The following is a 20,184-nucleotide window of genomic DNA, read 5'->3' as shown; positions in this document are numbered from 1 at the left end:
CCGATCAGCCTCGTTGCTGCGGAAATCCATCTGAACTGGCCGGCGGGCATCAGCGAACGCCGGTTGACTAGAGACATTCAAGTCTCGTGCCAGACCGTCATCGACGGAAAAACGTCAAGAAATCAGGGGATTGAGGTCGAGATCGGGCCGAACCCGGCCGTTCGGTGCCAGCGTTTATGCACCGCACGCTCAATAATTAGACGGTGGGAACGTCAATGGCAGCTATCGGTGCGAGGGCCCTTGCGACGAAGGAACCCAGCCTGGACTCGTGGCCTTTCGGATTTGTCGCCTCGCCAAGAGGAAAGCTGGCAAGCCAGCTTTCCTTGACCTCATCATGAGGTGCAACAGTGAGCGCGGGCCTACGCCGTTAGACCGCCTCGAACGCCGCCAGATCAGCGGCTCCGTCGTCCAGCACTTGCGTCTGCCGCAGCATGTCCTCGATGCCATCTATCGCGCGCCCCACATCGACCGTCGACGTGTCGATCCGCAACTCGACCGTCTCCGGCGCCTGATAGTCGTTGGCGATACCGGTGAAGCCCGGCAGGTCGCCGGCGCGGGCCTTGGCGTAATGCCCCTTGGGATCGCGCTGCTCGCAGATCTCCGCCGGAGTCGCGACATAGATCTCGCGAAATGCAGTATCGACCGCGCTGCGGGCCTCGGCGCGGTCGCCGCGCGAGGGTGAGACTGCCGCGACGATGGCGATATGACCGTTGCGGGCGAGATGGCCGGCCATCTCCGCCAGCCGCCGGACATTCTCGCTGCGATCGGCGGCGGAGAAGCCGAGGTCGCGATTGAGTCCGGCGCGCAGCGTGTCGCCGTCGAGCAGGATCGGCGAACCGCCTTTGGCGAACAGACGGTGCTCCAGCGCCCGCGCCAGCGTCGACTTGCCCGATCCCGGCAATCCCGTAAACCACACCACCGCGCCTTGATGGCGATAGCGCGCCGAACGTTCCTCAGGCTGTAGTGCCGACTGCACCGGCACGATGTCCGATGACACGACGCGTTGGGCAGCATCGATGGACAGCACGAGACCGCCACCGGCGATCCGGCCGCCGACCTCGATCACGAGACGTCCGGTGCGCGGATTGTCGACATAGCGATCGGCGGCGACCGGTTGCGACAGTGCGATCTCGATTTCACCGACGTGATTGCGGGCGATCTGCTTGGTTTCGACACTGGCCAGTTCGCCGGGATCGATCGCCTTCTCGATCGCGACTACACGGCCGCGCACTTCGCGCACGCCGAGCCGCACCAGGATCGACGATCCCGCTGTCAGCGGCTGATCGTGCAGCCAGAAGATCCGCGCCCGCAGTCGTCGTGTATCCGATGGCACCGCGCCAGCATGCGCGATCACGTCGCCGCGCTCGACGAACAGTTCGCGGTCGAGCGTGATACCGACGGATCGCCCTGCCCCGTGCTCGCCTTCCAGCGGCGTCGCCGACCAGCGCTCCACGCTCTTGATCTTCGCCCGCTTGCCGGCGGGCATGATCACCACGTCGTCGCCGACAGCCAGATGACCGGCCTCGATACGCCCGGCCACGATGCGCCGGTCGTCGAACTTGTAGATCGCCTGTACCGGTAGCCGCAGCGGCAATTCATCAAGCGCGAGTGCCGGCTTCAACGCATCGAGCGCCCCCACGACGGTCGGCCCGCGATACCAGCCGATACGGTCGGTATGGGTGGCCACGCCATCGCCATCCCGCGCCGAAATCGGAATCACCGCGGCGGGCGTGACGCCGAGTTCGATGAGATGCGCCGAAATTTCGTCGCTAATTGCCTGAAAGCGCAGAGCGCTGAAATCGACGCGGTCCATCTTGTTGACGACGACGGCAACTTGCTTCACGCCCAGCAGATGCAACAGATAGGCATGGCGCCGGGTCTGATCGCGAACGCCTTCCAGCGCATCGACAATCAGCACGGCACCATCGGCCTGCGATGCACCGGTGATCATGTTACGCAGAAACTCGGCGTGGCCGGGCGCGTCGATCAGAATGACGTCGCGCAATTTGGTGCGGAAGCGGATCTGCGTGGTATCGATGGTGATGCCCTGGTCACGCTCGGTCTGCAGCGCATCGAGCAGGAACGACCATTCGAACGGCATGCCACGCCGGGCGCTAACCGCCTTCAGCATCTCCAGCTTGCCATCCGGCAAGCCGCCGGTCTCATGCAGCAGGCGACCGACCAGCGTCGACTTGCCATGATCCACGTGGCCGACGATGACGATGCGCAGTTGCGGGCGCGTGGTGCCGTTGGGCATTCCGAGCGAGGTCGGATTGACGGGTTTGGTCATGGCATCACCTCTACAGATAGCCGGCGACGCGCAGTCGCTCGAAGGCGTCTTCGGTCTCGTGATCGAGTGCGCGGCCGGCGCGCTCGGGAATCGTGGTGCCATCGAGCTCGACCAGGATTTCGGCAATCGTGCTGGCGGTGGATGCGACGGGATTGGTGATGTCGGCATCGCCCAGCGAGCGATAGCGCTTGCCGTCCTTGGCCAGATACAGCGGGATGATCGGGATGTTTTCGCGCGCCGTGTAGGCCCAGATGTCGGCTTCGGTCCAATGCAGGATCGGATGAATGCGCAGATGCGCACCGGGCGGCGGCGATGCGTTGAACTGGTCCCAGAATTCCGGTGGCTGGTCGCGCACGTCCCATCCGCCCTCAACGCCACGCGGCGAGAACACGCGCTCCTTGGCACGGGTCGCCTCTTCGTCCCGCCGAATGCCGGCGATCAATCCGTCGAAACCATGCTTCGCCAGCGCAAGTTTGAGACCTTCGGTCTTGCGCGCTGCGGAGCGTGCCGCTGGCGGCAGTGTCGGATCGACACTATCGATCGACGGGCAATATTCCACGGTGAGGTCGAGTCCCCACTCCTTCGAATAGTGATCGCGGAAGGCGTACATCTCCGGAAACTTCTTGCCGGTATCGACATGCAGCGCGGGGAACGGTACGTGACCGAAGAACGCCTTGCGCGCCAGCCAGATCATCACATTGGAGTCCTTGCCGAGCGACCACAGCAAGGCCAGCTTCTTCAGCCGGGCGAAGCCCTCGCGCAGGATGTAGATGCTCTGCGCTTCCAGTTGATCGAGGTGGTCCATCGATACCACGTCCGATCGGACGCGTTCGAGATTGGTCGACGTCATACGCCTTCTCCAGGTCCTCAAAACCGCCGTGAGATTCGCCGTTGCTCACGAAGCGGATACGCTCGGAGAAAGTGCATCTCTGGAACTCGATTTATGGGGTCAAAAAATCTAAACTGCGCTTCTCAAATAGAAAGAATATTTTTCTATTAATAGGCGACAAACAACTGATATATAGAATCTTATTCCAGTCAAGCTGGATGTGTGAGGAGTTTGAGATGTTGTCGCCCGGAGCCGTCGCAAGTGCTGTCCAATACGATCAAGCGCTGCAATCAGCCTCGCCTGCCGAGGTGATTGCTGCGGCGCTTGATGTCGCGGGCCGCGATGGACTCGCGCTGGTATCGTCGTTTGGCACGGAGTCCGCGGCGTTGCTGAAGGTGATGGCCGATGTCGATCCCGCCATCCCCGTGCTGTTTCTCGACACCGGCTGGATGTTCGAGGAGACACTCGCCTATCGCGACCAATTGATCCTGACGCTGGGCCTGCGCGACGTGCGAACGATCCGCCCCGCAGCGGAAGCGCTTGCCGCTCACGACAGCGATGGGGATTTGTGGTCGTCCGATCCCGACACCTGCTGCCGGATCCGGAAGGTCGAGCCGCTGGCGCAGGCACTGACGCCGTTCAGCGCGTGGATCAACGGCCGCAAGCGATTTCAGGGCGCATCGCGCGCCGTCATTCCCGTCGTCGAGGACGATGGTTCAAAATTGAAATTCAATCCATTCGCCAATGTCACGCCGGACGAGATCGGGCTGATCTATGCGTCGGCGAAGCTGCCGCCGCATCCGCTCGTGGCCTCAGGCTTTGCGTCGGTCGGCTGCATGCCCTGCACGTCCCGCACCGCGCCTGGCGAGGACCCCCGCGCCGGCCGCTGGCGCGGCCGCGCCAAAACGGAATGCGGCATCCACACATCGGCGAACTGACGCCGCCGCTACGACTTCATATGCGCGATCTCGAACGCAGCGAGATGGGCAGCGATGTTGCTCGGATCGAATGGCGGTCCAGCGAAGGCGCCAACCGCATCGGGCACATCAGTCAGAGCGCTCCCGGTGATACCGAGCGCGGCATCGTAGAGGTCGGGGCGGAACACACCCTGTGCGATCTTCAGCGCCTCGGGGCTGATCGCGGCCTGTCCCCAGCGCACCATCTGGGCATAGAGCCAGGCGGCCTGAACCGGATCGGGACGCCCGGCTCCTTCGCGGCCGACCAGCAGATAGCGCCCGCTCTCGCGCATGGTGCCATCCGGTGAAATCTTCAGCCGGCCATCCAGCGTCCGCAGCAGCACCTCCGGCGAGACGCCGATATGTTGGGGCTTGGCGAGAATTGCCGCAGTCTCGTTGCGGTTCTCCGGCGCCTCGATGAAGGCAGCCGCGCTCACATGCGCCCGCGTGAGTGCCGCCACGGTGTCCGGGTTCTTCTCCGCCCAGTTCTGCCTCATCGCCAGCACCTTCTCGGCAGCGCGCAGCAGGATGTCGGAGACGAAATGCAGAATATGGCCGACGCCGAGATCGACCGCGACAGAATTCCAGGGCGCGCCGACACAGAACGCATCGACGTGACCGTTGGCGAGACTGTCGACCATGTAAGGCGGCGGCAGCACCACGAGACGGACGTCCTCATCGGGATCGACGCCGCCAGCCGCCATCCAGAAACGGAGCTGGTAATTATGCGTCGAGAACGGAAACGTCATGCCGAAGGTCAAGGGATCGGCGCCGGCACGGGCACGGGCGACGACCACGCGGCGCAGCGCCTGCGCGGTGGCCATCGGATCGGTCGGGTCACCGTCGAGTTCCGACATCAGCGCTGCATGCAGCGCCGGCGAGACGGTGATGGCATTGCCGTTGATGCCCAGATTAAACGACGCCACGATCGGCACTTTCACGTGCCCGAGCCCGAGGCTGGACGCGATGGCAACGGGCGCCAGCAGATGCGCCGCTTCGAACAGGCCGATATTCAGCTTATCGCGGACATTCGACCACGACACTTCCCGGACCAATTCGACATTCAGCCCCTCGGCTTTCGTGAACCCCTTGTCGACCGCGACAATCAGGGCGGCGGCGTCGGCCAGCGGAATGAAGCCGATGCGAAGCGGGTGGTCGATCATTTCAGCAACTCCGCTGCGGTGATGATCGACTGCGCGATCTCGCCGATTTTCTTCTTTTCACGCATCGCCGTGGATCGCAGCAATACGTAAGCCTCTTCTTCATTGAGGCCCTTGAGCTTCATCACGATGCCCTTGGCGCGGTCGATGATCTTGCGCTCCTCCAGCGCCGACTTGGTGCGCTCGAGCTCGTCCTGCAGTTTGGAGAAGGCGTTGAAACGGGAGATGCAGAGATCGAGGATCGGCTTGATCCGCTCCTTCTTCAGCCCGTCCACGATGTAAGAGGATACCCCCGCCTCGACCGACGCCCGTGCCGACTCGGCGTCGCTCTGGTCGACGAACATGGCGACTGGCCGGCGCACCGCGCGGGACACCTGGAACATTTGTTCCAGCACGTCGCGGCTGGGGTTTTCGAGGTCGATGACGATGACGTCAGGGTCCAGGGCGTAGATCCGGGCCAGCAGGTTATGCATCTCCCGGATATGCTGGACGTCCACATAGCCAGCCTCCCGCAGCCCTTCCTCCAGGATCGCGGCCCGGATCGGGCTTTCGTCGACAATGACAATTTTGGGCGACTGGTCGGCAGGCATCGGGCACTCACATGGATGCAGCATACCCATAGCACGCCCGCGCACGGCTTAAAGCCTTGTAATTATGGGCAAATGGGACTACCTGCTGCCTCTCAATCAGGCAGATCGAACATGCAACAGGCCGCCGCGCCGAAAATCTCCTTTGTCTCGCTGGGATGCCCGAAGGCCCTGGTGGATTCCGAGCGCATCATCACGCGCCTGCGGGCCGAAGGTTATGAACTCGCCCGCAAGCACGACGGCGCCGACATCGTCATCGTCAACACCTGCGGCTTCCTCGACAGCGCCAAGGCGGAGTCGCTGGGCGCCATCGGCGAAGCCATGGCGCAGAACGGCAAGGTCATCGTCACCGGCTGCATGGGCGCCGAGCCCGAGCAGATCGAGGCCGCCTATCCCAACCTGCTGTCGATCACCGGCCCGCAGCAATATGAGAGCGTGCTCGACGCCGTGCACCGCGCGCTGCCGCCGGTGCACAATCCCCATATCGATCTCGTCCCGCCGCAGGGCATCAAGCTGACGCCGCGGCACTACGCCTATCTGAAAATTTCCGAAGGCTGCAACAACCGCTGCACCTTCTGCATCATCCCGAAGCTGCGTGGCGATCTGGTCTCGCGTCCGGCCAACGAAGTGCTGTTAGAGGCTGAGAAGCTGGTGAAGGCCGGCGTCAAGGAATTGCTCGTCGTGTCCCAGGACACCTCGGCTTACGGCGTCGATATCAAATATGCCAGCAGCCCGTGGGAAGACCGCGAGGTCCGCGCCAAGTTCTATGATCTCGCCAAAGAGCTCGGCGAACTCGGCGCCTGGGTGCGGCTGCAATATGTTTACCCGTATCCGCATGTCGACGAAGTCATCGGGTTGATGAATGCCGGCAGCAATGTGCTGCCCTATCTCGACATTCCGTTCCAGCACGCGGCCCCGGAAGTATTGAAGGCGATGAAGCGCCCGGCCGCGCAGGACAAGACGCTCGCCCGCATCAAGAAGTGGCGCGAGGAATGTCCCGATCTGACATTGCGCTCGACCTTCATTGTCGGCTTCCCCGGCGAGACCGAAAGCGATTTCCAGTATCTCTTGGACTGGCTCGAAGAAGCGCAGATCGACCGCGTCGGCGCGTTCAAATACGAGTCCGTGGCAGGCGCGACCTCCAATGCCATCGCCAATGCAGTGCCCGAAGAGATCAAGCAGCAGCGCTGGAACGCGCTGATGGAGCGCCAGCAGAAGATCTCCGCGCGCCGCTTGAAGCGCAAGGTCGGCACCCGGCAGCAGATCATCATCGACGAGGTCGGCCCGACTGTATCAAAGGGCCGCTCGAAGGCGGACGCGCCTGACATCGACGGATCGGTCTATATCACCGCACGCCGGCCGCTGAAGGTCGGCGAGATCGTCACGGCGAAGATCGAACGCGCGGATGCGTATGATCTGCACGGGACGGTGGCTGGATTCTGAGAGAAGCGTAACTAAAACGCCGTCATGCCCGGGCTTGTCCCGGGCATCCACGCCTGTCTTTTCTCGCGGCCAAAACGTGAATGGCCGGGACATCTAGCGAAGCCACGCTTCGCGCTTTGCCCGGCCATGACGAACATTAGCAATGAGACTATGGCAGAGCCACCCGCCTCACACCTTCAAAATCACTGCACCCGTGGTCTTGCGTGCTTCCAGATCCACATGCGCCTTGGCCGCATCCTTCAGCGCATAGGCGTGATTGATCGGCACATGCAGCTTGCCGTCGATCACAGCGGAGAACAGCGTGTCGGCGCCTTCCAGCAATTCCGAGCGCTTGGCGACATAGTCGTTCAGCTTCGGGCGCGTCGCGAACAGCGAGCCGTGATTGTTGAGCTCGGCGATCGCGAATGGCGGCACCGGGCCTGACGCGTTGCCGAACGATACCCACATGCCACGCGGCTTCAGGCATGACAGCGACCCCGGATAGGTGGTCTTGCCCACACCGTCATAGACCACATCGCAGAGTTCGTTACGGCTGATCTGCTTCACGCGATCGACGAAGTTCTCTTCGTTGTAATAGATGACGTGATCGCAGCCATTGGCTAGCGCCAACTCGCCCTTCTCTTTCGAGCCGACGGTGCCGATCACATGCGCACCCATGGCCTTCGCCCACTGGCAGGCGAGCAGACCGATGCCGCCCGCTGCGGCATGGATCAGCACGCGGTGATGGGGCTCGACCTTGAAGGTCTTGTGCAGCAGATACCAGACCGTGAGCCCCTTGAGCATCAGCACGGCACCCTGCTCGTGAGTGATGCGATCGGGCAGCTTCACCAGCCGATCAGCGGCAAACACGCGCTCGGTCGCATAACTGCCGAGGGCCGAATAATAGGCGACGCGGTCGCCGGGATGAAAGCCGGTGACGCCTGGACCGACCTCGATCACTTCGCCGGAGGCTTCATTGCCGGCAATGAACGGCAGCTGCGGCGCCTTGTAGAGGCCGCTGCGGAAGTACGTATCGATAAAATTGACACCAATGGCATGCTGGCGGATGCGCACCTCGCCCGCGGCCGGTGCCGGGACCTGCACGTCTTCATAAGTGAGCACTTCGGGTCCACCGATCTCATGGACGCGGACGGCTTTAGTCATCGTTCAATCTCCCTGAATGACTTTGGTCTCAAGCGATAACCAACACCCGCGTGATGTCAACCTGTGCCCGGCTGGGCCCGCTTTCTGCGGTTGCGCTTCGCCAGCACGTTGAAGAACTCGACCGCCGCCGAGAACAGGATGGCGAAATAGATGTAGCCGCGCGGAATATGGAATTTGAATCCATCCGCCATCAGCGAGACGCCGATCAACACCAGGAAGGCCAGCGCCAGCATCTTGGTGGTCGGATATTGCGCCACGAAGCGTGCCACGGGTCCGGACGATACATACATCACCGCACAGGCGATGATGACGGCGGCAACCATGATCTCGATGTCCTGCGCCATGCCGATCGCGGTGATGATGGAGTCGAGCGAGAACACAAGATCGACGACGATAACCTGCAGGATCACCCAGGCAAAGGCGTTCGGCGCCGGCTTCTCATCGCCATGCCCTTCCCGCGCCTCGACCTCGGCATGAATCTCGTGCGTTGCCTTGGCGATCAGGAACAGACCGCCTCCGATCAGGATCAGATCACGCCAGGAGAATGCGAGGCCTCTCACCGTGATGACGGGTTCGGTCAGGCCGATCAGCCAGACGAGAACGCTCAGCAGGATGATGCGGAACACGAGCGCCAGCGCGAGACCGATCTGGCGTGCGCGGGTTGCCTGCGGCTCCGGTAGCCGCGACACCAGCACCGACAGGAAAATCACATTGTCGATACCAAGTACGATTTCGAGCGCGGTCAGCGTCAGGAGCGCGGCCCAGGCTTCAGGGCTGGAAAACAGTTCAATCATGATTTGGAGGGCCTCATGAGGCGGATGACAGCGTCACCGCAGACAATGTAAAAAGCGATCGCGCAGAGCGCGACCGTAATAGGCAAAGCAACAACGAAGTTCTGTATCAGCGTGATGACGGCCAGCACAGCCCATATCGCCATCAGCGACAGGTTCAACCGGCGCAGACGCGTCACGCGAACGGGATGCAGCACATGCACAGGCACAAAGGTCAGGACAATCAGCGCCAGCATCGCAAGGCTCGCCATGACGGGTGATGGTTGCAGCAGGAACAGATAGAACGCCGCCCCATTCCACAGTGCCGGAAAACCGCGAAAGTGGTTGTCGTCGGTCTTCATGCGCTTGTCAGCAAAATATAATGCGCTGGTGATGACGATCCCGGCACCGAGCAACACCGCTGTCCACGGCACCAACAGACCGGAGGCAGCGATCGCATAGGCCGGCACGAACACGTAAGTGAGGAAGTCGACCACGAAATCGAGCGCATCGCCCGACCAATCCGGCAACACGCGGCCGACGTCGAAGTGTCGGGCGATCGGGCCATCGAGCCCGTCAATGATCAGCGCCAAACCGAGCCAGCCGAACATCACAGCCCATTCGCCGCGCACGGCGCTCATCATGGCAATGAGTGCCACGCCGGCACCGAGCGCAGTGAAGATGTGAACCGAGAACGCCGCCGCGCGCGCGGATCGTGACGACGACGGGAATTGGTCCGGACTCGAAGCGGTCATATGCCGGGAATTGCTAGCAGGAATCCGACCGATTTGCACAGGCGCCGATGCGGCACTCGGCCGCCCGACACTGCGGGAACGATTCCGCGGCGCGTAACGGCTTGAAAATACCGGGCCAAAGGCCGATGGTCCGTCCATGACCGAGACCTCTGTTTCCACCTCCACCTATGATGTCGCCGTTGTCGGCGGCGGTCCTGCCGGCCTTGCTGCCGCCCTCGCGCTGGCCGAGACCGGCGCCCGTACCGCCCTCGTCGCCCGCCGCGTCCCCTACGGCGACAACCGCACCACCGCGCTCCTGGGCGGCTCCGTCGCGTTTCTGGAAAGCCTCGATGTCTGGCGCCGCTGCGCCGACAAGGCCGCCGCGCTGACGACCATGCGGTTGGTGGACGACACGGGCCGGCTGATCCGTGCGCCCGAAGTCAAATTCGTCTGCAGCGAGATCGGCCTTGAGACCTTCGGCTATAATATCGAGAACCGCGAATTGATGATCGCGCTCGAAGCGCGCGCCGCGGAATTGCCCAATCTCATTCGCATCGATGACGAGGCCGATACGGTCACGCCGGACGAGATGCAGGTTCAGGTCCGCACGCGGCAAGGCCAGGTCCTGGTGGCGCGGCTGATCGTCGGCGCCGATGGCCGCCAGTCCCTGTGCCGCGAGGCCGCGGGCATTTCAGTCAAGCGACGCGCGCTTGAGCAGACCGCGCTGACCTTCAACATCGCGCATAGCCGGCCGCACAAGAACATGTCGACGGAGTTTCACACCCCCGCCGGTCCCTGCGTGTTCGTACCCCTGCCCGGCAATCGCTCCAGCGTCGTCTGGGTCAACAAGCCCCGGGATGCCGAGCGCCTGATGGTATTGAGCGATGAGGCATTGTCGGACGCCGCCGAGAAACAATCGCATTCGATCCTCGGCCGGGTTCAGGTCGAGCCCGGCAGGCATGTGTTTCCATTGGCCATCGAGCAGCCCACACAGCTCGCGAAGAACCGCATCGTACTGGTCGGCGAAGCCGCCCATGTGGTGCCACCAATCGGTGCGCAGGGTCTGAATCTTGGCCTGCGCGATGCCGGCGATATCGCTGACGTCGTTCGCCATGCTGGCATGAATGGCGCGGATATCGGGGCAACGCCAGTGCTGGCGCGTTTCGAGAAGATCAGGCGGAGCGATATCTCCTCGCGTACCTTCGCTATCGATATGGCCAATCGCTCGCTGCTGAGCGATCTCCTACCGATGCAGGTGATCCGCGCGGCCGGCATGCATGCGATGGGCGCCATCGGCCCGCTCCGTCGGCTCGCGATGCGCGAGGGCCTGTCGCCATCGTGGCGGAAGACGACATATAGCAATTGACGGTTGGGAACAGGAGCTGACGACGGAGCATCTCAGCATCCGCCGCGCCATGGCACCCTGCTCGTCGCTATAGCATGTGGTCAACGCTGATCCAATCTCGCCATCTGGCGCAAAGCCGACTCGCACGAAGGCGTGCACATCGGTCGCAGCCGTGCTGCGGAAGCGCCAAGCCAGACGATTGACCAAGTACATTTGGCAGCAACCCGTCATGGCGCGAGCATGAACAATGTGCCCTTAAAACACGCGCGAATTGCTCGTCGCTAAGGCTACCCCCTCACCGGTTTAGATTTGCTAAAATCCGCAATAGATAATGCTGCGTTCCCACAGCGGCGTCAGCCTCTTAACGTTTCCGGCAAGACGAACATCGGTGCAGTTGTTCGAGAACTGGAGACGTATCGTGATGCTCGATGTGAACAAGGTGCGCGGCGGCAATGGATTGGATCCGATCCGGGCCGAGGTCGATGAGATTCTGGTGACCGTCGCTGACATGGCGCAGGAAGCGACTCAGAAGTTCTTTGACGCGTTTCATAAAAATCCAGATCCAGCGGCGCTGGCGACTTGGTTGGAAACTCGCGCATGGCGCGAGATTGACTACGTTTTTCTTCTGAACGAGCAGATCCGTCGTTACGGATTGGGGTTCGAACGTCGTCACATCACGCTGCTTGCCAAGCAGTCGTTTCAGGAGGCCGAGCACTACGAGGCTGTCGGTCGTGCGGTTGAATCGTTGGGGGGCACGGTACCCACATCGGTCCCGTCCGCGGCGGTCGCATGGAGCAATCACCTCTGGCAATGCATGGACCGCCATCACCTGGCGGGAATTGCCGCGTGGTATGCCTCGGAGACGTCAGCATCGGGAAGCTTCGAGCCCACCTTCGTTGGTGCGGAACGCCACGGCTATACCGAGGTGGTCAAGATCTACAAACAGATCGAGATCGACGAAAAATTCCATACCAGTCTCGGTCGTCAAATTCTGTCGACCTACGCAAAGACGGATGAGGATCGCGACGAAATCCTGAGCGCGATGCGCGGAATGCGCGATATTGCCTGGAAGTCATTCACGCCCGAGGTGGTTGCAGCGTCCATGGCCGCCCGGTCCAGGGCATCAGCATCTGCGACGCTTTGATGCCCGCGGACGCGCCAATGATGGTGACGCTCGCGGATGAACGATCCGGCAGCGCGCAGCCATTTCGGTTGCACGTGCTGAGCATCGATCGGGAGAGTGAAGGGACGCTCCTGGTCCGGTTGGGGGCCGTGGACCAGGCGCTGTTGCCGCACTGGACACCGGGCGCACATATAGACCTGATATTGCCTAATGGTCTGATGCGGCAATACTCGCTTTGTGGATGTCGCGACGACCGCCAAAGCTGGACAATCGTGGTCCAAAAAGAGCCTGTGGGGCGTGGCGGATCGGCCTATGTACACGAGCATCTCGTTGCGGGCGATGAACTCGTCGTTGCTGGCCCTCGCAACAATTTTCCACTTGTCGAAAGCGACGCCTATCTGTTCATCGCGGGCGGCATCGGCATCACGCCGATCTTGCCGATGATCGCCGAGGTCTCGCGGAAATGCCGGCGCTGGACGCTTGTCTACGGTGGTCGCTCATTGCGGTCGATGGCATTGCTGAACGCAATCGCGACTTATGAAGATGGCGAAATTCATCTTATTCCATTTGACGAATTGGGCCCCATCGACCTGGCAAAATTTTTGGGCCGGCCAGAGCCCGGAACGAAGGTCTATTGCTGCGGACCCGGCCAGCTGATCGATGCGGTTGAAAGCTTCTGTGCTAGTTGGCCGCCTGCAGCGCTACATCGTGAGCGTTTTGCGCCGAAGTACCTGGAAGCGTGCGCCGACAGCGGTGCATTCGAAGTGGAATTGGCGCGTTCCGGTCGGGTGGTGTGCGTATCTCCCGACCAGAGCCTGCTCGGCGCACTGGAAGATGCCGGCTATTGCATCACGAACTCCTGCCGGGCTGGCATATGCGGAACATGCCTGTTGACCGTTCTCGACGGGACGCCCGAACACCGCGATGACCTGCTCGACGACGCGCAGCGCGAAGCGGGCAAGATGATTCTTCCATGCGTCTCACGTTCGAAGACCCTGCGTCTGGTACTCGAACTGTAACACGCGTCTCTATCCACCGACTGCCAATCAACAGGAGACAGGTCAAATGAATGCCTTCGTCCGCGCAGCCCTGGCCGCCAGTCTTTTATTCGGATCCTCGCTATCTGCGCTCGCAGCGGACATCTTGATTGGCGTCAATTTGCCATTGACGGGGGCGTTTGCGGCGTCCGGCACCTATGTGATGAACGGCGCAAAAATTGCGGTTGAGGAAATCAATGCATCTGGCGGCGTGTTGGGAATGCCGCTCAAGCTGATCATCGAAGATAATAAGAGCAACCCGACAGAAGCGGCCGGTGTCGCTGAAAAGCTGATTACGCGTGACAAGGTGCCCGTAATGCTGGGAGCATGGGGGTCCAGCTTGACGCTTGCCGCCATGCCCGTGATCATGGACTACAAGGTGCCTATGCTGGTGGAAACGTCGGGCGCCAATAAGATTACGGAAAGTGGCAATCCGTATATTTTCAGGATTTCGGCGCCCGCCGCGCTGGAAGCGCGCGGTTTCCAGAAACATCTCGATCATTTCAAGATCAAGAAGGCTGATTTCTTGATCATCAACAACGATTGGGGACGCAGCACGGCAGCGGACTTCACCAAGATGTTCAAGGAGAACGGAATCCAGGTCGGCTTGACCGAACTGATGGATCAGACAGCACAGGATCTGAGTGCGCAACTCTCGAAGATCAAAAGTTCCGATGCGGAAACCCTGATCGTCACAACAGCGGTCGATCAATTGACACTCGTCCTGAAGCAGATCAAGGCGCTTAATCTGGATCGGCAGGTAATCACCACCGGCGGCTCCCAAAATCCAGACCAGTTAATCGCCCAGGCAGGTGTCGCCGCGAATAACTCGACGCATCTGCTGTTCTTCACGCCCTGGGTTCCCGATGCGACGGCATTTCCGGAACGATCGAAGACGTTCATCGACGCTTGGGCGCGCAAGGGGTTTCCGCCTGCAGGCCTGACCGAAAGCTTCCGCGGCTATGACGGCATCAACGTCATTGCAGCCGCAATTCGCAAGTCCGGCGTGGCCGAGCCTGCCGCCATCCGCGACGCGATGTGGGCAATCGACGTGCCCGCTCTCAACGGCCCCGTCCGTTTTGCCAAATCCGGGCCAGCCGGCAGTGAGAGCGGCCAGAGCAATCCGGCGATCTACTTTGTCAAGATCGTCGATGGTAAGGTGGTGATGGCGCCTTGAACCGGGACTGGGTGGGCATCTGGTCCTGCCCCGCCTGGGCAACGTTAGAAAAGCTAAACCACAATCTGGAACTATGATAAGGAGATTCAAGGCCGAGGTCGGCGTCGAGATTGTCCATGGAACGTCTGCCGCCGATTCGCTCCCTGATTGTTTTCGAAGCGGTCGGTCGCCTCCTGAGCATGAAAGCCGCCGCCACCGAGCTGGCCGTTTCTCCCGGTGCGATCAGTCAACAGATCAAGCTGTTGGAGGGCGCGCTGGGGTTGCGGTTGATTTCCCGCAAGGCGACGGGACTGAAGCTCACCGACTTCGGACGGTCTTATCACGTCGCTATCTCCAGCGGGCTGCACGGCCTGCGGAGCGCGCATGGTGATGCACTGGCCGCGCACCGTTCGAGCGGTCTGGTGGTGAGCGCGCTACCCTTGTTCGCAAGCAAGTGGTTGACGCCACGGTTGTTCGAACTGCAGCAGATGCGCTCGCAGATCAGCATCCATCTGGAAGTCGCAATCACGGAGTCGGCCGTCGACGCGGGGCACGTGGACTTCCGGATTTCCTATCTTGATAAGGTCCGGCACTTCGATAACGCCGTTCCCCTGTTCACTGACAGTCTTGTCCCGGTCTGTAGCCCGTCATTGTTGCAATCGGGTCTGCGACTGGAACATCCAGCGGATTTGCTGGCTTACCGTTTGCTGAGCATCGACTGGAAGCCTATTTTCGAGCCGCCACCGACTTGGCAAGGGTGGTTCGGTCAAGCTGGTGTGAGTTGCGGACAACTCGATGACGCGTTCGTTTTTTCGCTATCCAGCCTGGCAATCGAAGCGGCTATCGACGGACGGGGCATCGCGCTGGCGCAGCAGTCGATGATTTTGGAAGACGTGAAGGCTGGCCGCCTCGTCACGCCATTTCATCACCGACTGACATTGCCATCGCCTTACGCATTGGCCTGGCAGAATGCCGTCTTCGATAGGCCGGGAGCCCGTGACTTTCACCGCTGGCTGGTCGGGCTCGCGCGTCAAGTGAAATAGGGATTGGCGCAAAGCACACAGACGGGCTGCGCTAACATCAACCAGTTTCAGCTCAAGGAAACGCGATCTGGCCGGTCTTCAGGAAATACATCACCGACGTCAGCGTCAGCACGGACACGAACGTGCCGAGCAGCACCGCGACAGAAGCCGGTTCGATCCAGCTATCGTACTGCCGCGCGATCACGAACACGTTCAGCGCCGGCGGCAAGGAAGCGAGCAGCACGGCCGTCGCGGCCCATACCGGCGGGAACGGCCCGAGCAGCAACATCAGGCCGAACACGATTAGCGGATGGATGAGCAGCTTGATGAAGATCAGGCCAGGCACCTCCCACGGCACGCGCCCCAGCGGCCGCAAGGCAACCGTCACACCGAGCGCGAATAGTGCAACGGGCGCAGCAGAATTCTGCAGGAACAGCAACATGCCGTCGACCGCGACCGGCATCTGGATGTGAAACGCCGCGACGAAGGCGCCGAGATAGGCTGCGACGATCAGCGGATGCAGCACGATGTGCTTGACGACGATGCCGATGGTCGGCAGCAGCGGGCGCTTGTCGCCTGAGGTCAGTGCCATCATCAGCGGCGCGATCGAGAACAGGAAGATGCTGTCGAAACAGAACACTAGTGCGGTTGGCACGGCCGCTTTCGGCCCGAGCACCGCCAGCGCGAGCCCCGGTCCCATATAGCCGATATTGCCGTAGCCGCCGGCGAGCCCGGCCATCCCGGCCTCGCGCATGGTCAGCCGGCCCAGGAATTTACCGGTGCCGACCGACAGGAAGAACGCCGTCGCGGTCGCCAACGTCGTCCCGATCACGAAGGGCAGATTGTTGAGTTCCTCGAACGGCGTCTTCGCCATGATCCGGAAGAACAGCGCCGGCAGCGATACATAAAGGAGGAAGAAATTCATCCAGGCGAGGCCCGTTTCGGGCAGGTTCTTCACCTTGCCGCAGGCGAAGCCGATGAAGATCAGCCCGAAATACGGCAGTGCAAGATTGAGGACGTCCATCATGTCGAGCGTGTTTTTCTTGGTTCTTGGCCCGGCGGGCGGGATAGCGGGGAGCGGCTTCCGGCTGTCTTAATTCCGTCGTTTGCCTCTAGCATCGGCCACAATCCTGGTCTATTCGACCAGAATGATTAAAGCGCGGACCGCCAAATTCCAGATTGGACAGATCGTCCGCCACCGGATCTTTTCGTTCCGGGGGGTGGTGTTCGACATCGATCCGGAATTCAACAACACCGAAGAATGGTGGCTGTCGATCCCCGAAGACGTCCGTCCGAACAAGGACCAGCCATTTTACCACCTGCTGGCCGAGAATTCTGAGTCGGAATACGTCGCTTATGTCTCCGAGCAGAACCTGCTTCCCGATGAATCCGGCGAGCCGATCCGGCACTCCCAGGTCGCCGAGATCTTCATCAAGGACAAGTCCGGCAGCTACCGGCCACGCAATCCGTCGCTGAATTAGCCCGCTTAACGTTTCACGCCTCTCCCTCGTCCGTTATTGCGAGGAGCACTTGCGACGAAGCAATCCAGCTTTTGGCTTGCTGAATTGCTTCGCTGCGCTCGCAATGACGTGGATGGGTCAACACCTCAACCCAACAAAAAAGGCGCTCATTTCTGAGCGCCTTTTCGTTTGTCTGTTGAACCAGCTTACTTCGCGGCCGGATTGGCCGGGGCCGCCGGTGCTGCACCAGCTGCCGGCTGCTGGGCTTCGAGCTTGGCGCGGGCTTCCGCTGCGCGCTTCTGCAGCTCTTCCTGCAGCTTCTTCTGGGTTTCTTCGAACACCTTCGGATCGGTCGGCGGACCGTCATAGGCCTTGGCGAATTCGGCCAGCGGCAGCGGCAGCGTCAGCGGTGCGCCGTTGGAGTTGATCGCCTGCACGATCAGGTTCTGGCCCTTCTTCAGATTGGCCAGGAGCTCCGGAGTGACTTCGTAATCCGACATACAGCCATTGGCGAAGCAGATCACATAGGGGCTCTGCGCCGGGGCATTGCTGTCCACGATCACGCGGGTGCCGTGCACGAGCTGCATGCCGAGCGGCAGCGTCACGCGCAGGATCTTCTTCGGTTCGCCTTCCGGCTCGATGATGACGGCGGCGATGACGGGCTGGCCCGACTCGATGCGGCCGTCCTTGCCGGTGAAGCAGACCTGCTTCGCGTTGGCGTCCTGGCCCTTGAGGCAGAACTTGGTCCAGGGCGCGTAGATCAGCTGAACCTGCTGATCGGCCGGCGGCGCGCCTGCGGCCGGCGCCTGGGCGGCGGGAGCAGCCGGAGCAGCAGCCTTCGGTGCAGCTTTCGGCGCGGCCTTGGGCGCAGGCGCAGCAGCCTTCGGCGCCGCGGCCGGCGGCGCAGCAGGCGCAGGAGCCTGCGCATACGCAACCGGAGCGATCATCGTGGCGGTCAAGGCCGTCGCCGCCAGAAGCGCGAAGCCCCGCCCGCGCGGCAGAACCGACGCAGCCAAGAGACGGAAATTCATTTCGGAAAACCCTTTCTGAACGGAGGCGCTCATATCCCGGAGGCGGCGCTGACAGTCACCCGTTGGCGGGTGTCTCGGTGCCAATTAAGGCCGTTACGTGACAGGCCGCGCCGTCCTCGTCAATTGTCCGCTTTCAATACAGCGGCCGACGAAAAGATCAATGGCGCCAGCCCTATTTGATGCATGGCACAGGTTCGGGGTGGGCAGCCATGGTAAAGTTCCTCTGTGAAATCAACCGAATCAAATCGCACAGATGCACAGGGTCTCTCGACCCTGTCTAAGGTGATCGCGGCGCTGGCCTGCTGGGCAGCTCTAGCCGCCCCAGTGGCCGATTCCGCACAGGCCGATCCCAGCCACGCGATCGCCATGCACGGCGCCCCGGCCCTGCCACCCGAGTTCAGGCAGATGCCCTATGCCAATCCCGACGCGCCGAAAGGCGGCCGCATGGTGCAGGGCGTTCTCGGCACCTTCGACAGCCTCAATCCCTTCATCGTCCGGGGCATCGCGGTGCCGCAGATGCGCGGCTATGTCATCGAAAGCCTGATGGCCCGCGGCCAGGATGAGGCCTTCACGCTTTACGGCCTGCTCGCCGAGAGCGTCGAGACTGATGACGCGAGAAGCTTCGTCACTTTCCGGATCAATCCCCAGGCCAGATTCTCCGATGGCAAGCCCGTCCTAGCTGCAGACGTGCTGTTCTCCTGGCAATTGCTGCGCGACAAGGGCCGGCCCAATCACCGGCAGTATTATTCCAAAGTGGCCAAGGCCGAAGCGCTGGATGAGCGCACGGTGCGCTTCGACTTCGGCGGCCAGGCGGATCGCGAATTGCCGCTGATCCTCGGCCTGATGCCGGTGCTGCCGAAACACGCCGTCAATCCCGACACGTTCGAGGAAACCTCGATGGCGCCGCCGCTGGGCTCCGGGCCCTATACGGTGACGGGTGTGAAGCCCGGTGCGGCGGTGACCCTCACCCAAAATCCCGCCTATTGGGGCCGCGATCTGCCGATCAATCGCGGGCTGTGGAATTTCGACGAGATCCGCCTCGATTACTATCGCGAGGCCAATACCCATTTCGAAGCCTTCAAGCGCGGCCTCTACGACTTCCGCGTCGAGAACGAACCGCTGCGCTGGCACGACGGCTACACATTCCCTGCCGCCTCGTCCGGCGAGGTGATCCGCGACAGCATCAAGACCGGCCTGCCGAAGCCGTCGGAATTTCTGGTGTTCAACACGCGGCGGCCAATGTTCGCGGATATTCGCGTACGTCAGGCGCTGACGCTGCTGTTCGATTTCGAATGGATCAACCGCACCTATTTCTTCGGCCTCTATGCCCGCTCGGCCGGCTTCTTCGCGGGCTCGGATCTCTCCGCCTATATGCGCGCCGCGGATGATCGCGAACGGACACTGCTGCAGCCCTACGCCTCAAATATAGCCGCCAACATTCTCGATGGCAGCTACCGCCTGCCGGTCAGCGATGGCTCGGGCCGTGACCGTCCCGCGCTGCGCACTGCGCTGGCACTGCTGAAGGATGCGGGCTACGTGCTCGATAACAACGTGCTGCGGCGGCAATCGGACAAAGCGCCCCTCGCCTTCGAGATCCTCGTCACCACCCGCGATCAGGAACGCATCGCGCTGGCCTATGCACGCGATCTCAAGCGCGCCGGCATCATTGCCAATATCCGCTCCATCGATGCCGTGCAGTTCGACCAGCGCCGCATCAATTTCGAATTCGACATGATCCAGAACCGCTGGGACCAGTCGCTGTCGCCGGGCAACGAGCAGTCGTTCTACTGGGGCTCGGAAGCCGCCGACAATCCCGGCACCCGCAACTATATGGGCGCGAAGAATCCCGCGGTCGACGCCATGATCTCCGCCATGCTGGAGGCCCGCGACCACGGTCCCTTCGTCGATGCCGTCCGCGCCATGGACCGCGCGCTGATCGCCGGTTTCTACGCTATCCCGCTCTACTATGTCGGCGAGCAATGGATTGCGCGATGGAATCGGATAGAACGACCTTCGACCATCGCTCTCTCAGGCTATTTGCCGGAGACCTGGTGGGCCAGAACGCTGCCAGCTTCGCCGCCGAACCGGAAGTGACACC

The 20,184-nt window shown here is 61.7% G+C and carries 18 protein-coding genes; 9 read left to right on the top strand and 9 right to left on the bottom strand.

The window, feature by feature from the left end:
- Nucleotides 1–367: 367 nt before the first annotated feature.
- Together cysC and cysD are read right to left on the bottom strand one after the other, a co-directional pair.
- Nucleotides 368–2,290: an adenylyl-sulfate kinase gene (gene cysC, locus AB7828_RS05260; protein WP_441229580.1), complete on the bottom strand. Its 1,923-nt coding sequence runs from the start codon at nt 2,288–2,290 to the stop codon at nt 368–370.
- Between the two features lie 10 nt (nt 2,291–2,300).
- On the bottom strand, nt 2,301–3,140 hold the full coding sequence (cysD, locus tag AB7828_RS05255) for a sulfate adenylyltransferase subunit CysD (RefSeq protein ID WP_068731681.1): 840 nt from the start codon (nt 3,138–3,140) through the stop codon (nt 2,301–2,303).
- Between the two features lie 215 nt (nt 3,141–3,355).
- On the opposite strand from cysD, the gene AB7828_RS05250 reads away from it, so the two are divergent.
- A complete protein-coding gene (locus AB7828_RS05250; protein WP_441229579.1) occupies nt 3,356–4,057 on the top strand; it encodes a phosphoadenylyl-sulfate reductase in 702 nt (233 codons plus the stop codon).
- Nucleotides 4,058–4,065: 8 nt separating this feature from the next.
- On the opposite strand, the gene AB7828_RS05245 is transcribed toward AB7828_RS05250, so the two are convergent.
- Together AB7828_RS05245 and AB7828_RS05240 are read right to left on the bottom strand one after the other, a co-directional pair.
- The gene (locus AB7828_RS05245; protein ID WP_441232198.1) at nt 4,066–5,235 is read right to left on the bottom strand and encodes a CmpA/NrtA family ABC transporter substrate-binding protein; all 1,170 of its coding nucleotides are present in this window, start codon (nt 5,233–5,235) and stop codon (nt 4,066–4,068) included.
- Complete coding sequence (locus AB7828_RS05240) at nt 5,235–5,825, bottom strand: ANTAR domain-containing response regulator (protein ID WP_089264382.1); 591 nt, start codon at nt 5,823–5,825, stop codon at nt 5,235–5,237. Before AB7828_RS05240 ends, AB7828_RS05245 begins: the two co-directional genes overlap by 1 nt.
- Nucleotides 5,826–5,936: 111 nt before the next feature.
- On the opposite strand from AB7828_RS05240, the gene rimO reads away from it, so the two are divergent.
- The gene (gene rimO / locus AB7828_RS05235; protein ID WP_441229578.1) at nt 5,937–7,265 is read left to right on the top strand and encodes a 30S ribosomal protein S12 methylthiotransferase RimO; all 1,329 of its coding nucleotides are present in this window, start codon (nt 5,937–5,939) and stop codon (nt 7,263–7,265) included.
- 168 nt (nt 7,266–7,433) lie between these two features.
- On the opposite strand, the gene AB7828_RS05230 is transcribed toward rimO, so the two are convergent.
- The 3 genes from AB7828_RS05230 to pcsA are packed head-to-tail and all read right to left on the bottom strand — an operon-like array spanning nt 7,434 to nt 9,933.
- On the bottom strand, nt 7,434–8,408 hold the full coding sequence (locus AB7828_RS05230) for a quinone oxidoreductase family protein (RefSeq protein WP_068731670.1): 975 nt from the start codon (nt 8,406–8,408) through the stop codon (nt 7,434–7,436).
- A gap of 56 nt (nt 8,409–8,464) precedes the next feature.
- A complete protein-coding gene (locus tag AB7828_RS05225; RefSeq protein ID WP_439063838.1) occupies nt 8,465–9,202 on the bottom strand; it encodes a TerC family protein in 738 nt (245 codons plus the stop codon).
- Nucleotides 9,199–9,933 (bottom strand): phosphatidylcholine synthase, encoded by a 735-nt coding sequence (gene pcsA / locus AB7828_RS05220; RefSeq protein WP_439063837.1) that lies wholly within the window; start codon nt 9,931–9,933, stop codon nt 9,199–9,201. The genes AB7828_RS05225 and pcsA overlap by 4 nt, the downstream gene beginning before the upstream one ends.
- Before the next feature lie 136 nt (nt 9,934–10,069).
- Between pcsA and AB7828_RS05215 the strand changes: the two genes are divergently transcribed.
- The 5 genes from AB7828_RS05215 (at nt 10,070) to AB7828_RS05195 (ending at nt 15,616) form a co-directional block, all read left to right on the top strand.
- Nucleotides 10,070–11,278, top strand: a complete 1,209-nt coding sequence (locus AB7828_RS05215) for a UbiH/UbiF family hydroxylase (RefSeq protein ID WP_309948931.1) — start codon at nt 10,070–10,072, stop codon at nt 11,276–11,278.
- 400 nt (nt 11,279–11,678) lie between these two features.
- Entirely contained in the window at nt 11,679–12,401 is a 723-nt protein-coding gene (locus tag AB7828_RS05210; protein WP_309949062.1) for a hypothetical protein, read from the top strand.
- A 17-nt stretch (nt 12,402–12,418) separates the two neighbouring features.
- Nucleotides 12,419–13,399: a PDR/VanB family oxidoreductase gene (locus AB7828_RS05205; RefSeq protein ID WP_309948930.1), complete on the top strand. Its 981-nt coding sequence runs from the start codon at nt 12,419–12,421 to the stop codon at nt 13,397–13,399.
- A 46-nt stretch (nt 13,400–13,445) separates the two neighbouring features.
- Nucleotides 13,446–14,594: an ABC transporter substrate-binding protein gene (locus AB7828_RS05200; protein ID WP_441229577.1), complete on the top strand. Its 1,149-nt coding sequence runs from the start codon at nt 13,446–13,448 to the stop codon at nt 14,592–14,594.
- 116 nt (nt 14,595–14,710) lie between these two features.
- A complete protein-coding gene (locus AB7828_RS05195) occupies nt 14,711–15,616 on the top strand; it encodes a LysR substrate-binding domain-containing protein (RefSeq protein WP_309948926.1) in 906 nt (301 codons plus the stop codon).
- Between the two features lie 52 nt (nt 15,617–15,668).
- On the opposite strand, the gene AB7828_RS05190 is transcribed toward AB7828_RS05195, so the two are convergent.
- On the bottom strand, nt 15,669–16,622 hold the full coding sequence (locus tag AB7828_RS05190) for an AEC family transporter (RefSeq protein WP_441229576.1): 954 nt from the start codon (nt 16,620–16,622) through the stop codon (nt 15,669–15,671).
- 121 nt (nt 16,623–16,743) lie between these two features.
- Here AB7828_RS05190 and hspQ point away from each other — a divergent pair, with 121 nt between their 5' ends.
- Nucleotides 16,744–17,076: a heat shock protein HspQ gene (gene hspQ / locus AB7828_RS05185; RefSeq protein ID WP_089264388.1), complete on the top strand. Its 333-nt coding sequence runs from the start codon at nt 16,744–16,746 to the stop codon at nt 17,074–17,076.
- Nucleotides 17,077–17,261: 185 nt separating this feature from the next.
- Here hspQ and AB7828_RS05180 read toward each other — a convergent pair whose 3' ends face one another.
- Nucleotides 17,262–18,086, bottom strand: coding sequence for an invasion associated locus B family protein (locus AB7828_RS05180; protein ID WP_439063834.1), 825 nt, complete (start codon nt 18,084–18,086; stop codon nt 17,262–17,264).
- 225 nt (nt 18,087–18,311) lie between these two features.
- Here AB7828_RS05180 and AB7828_RS05175 point away from each other — a divergent pair, with 225 nt between their 5' ends.
- Nucleotides 18,312–20,180 (top strand): extracellular solute-binding protein, encoded by a 1,869-nt coding sequence (locus AB7828_RS05175; protein WP_441229575.1) that lies wholly within the window; start codon nt 18,312–18,314, stop codon nt 20,178–20,180.
- Nucleotides 20,181–20,184 lie beyond the last annotated feature (4 nt).

Origin of the sequence: Tardiphaga sp. 215_C5_N2_1, from assembly GCF_052076055.1 — a bacterium.
Lineage (GTDB): Bacteria > Pseudomonadota > Alphaproteobacteria > Rhizobiales > Xanthobacteraceae > Tardiphaga > Tardiphaga robiniae.
Note: the sequence above shows the minus strand (reverse complement) of the source record. Positions and strands in the feature narration are given on the sequence as shown.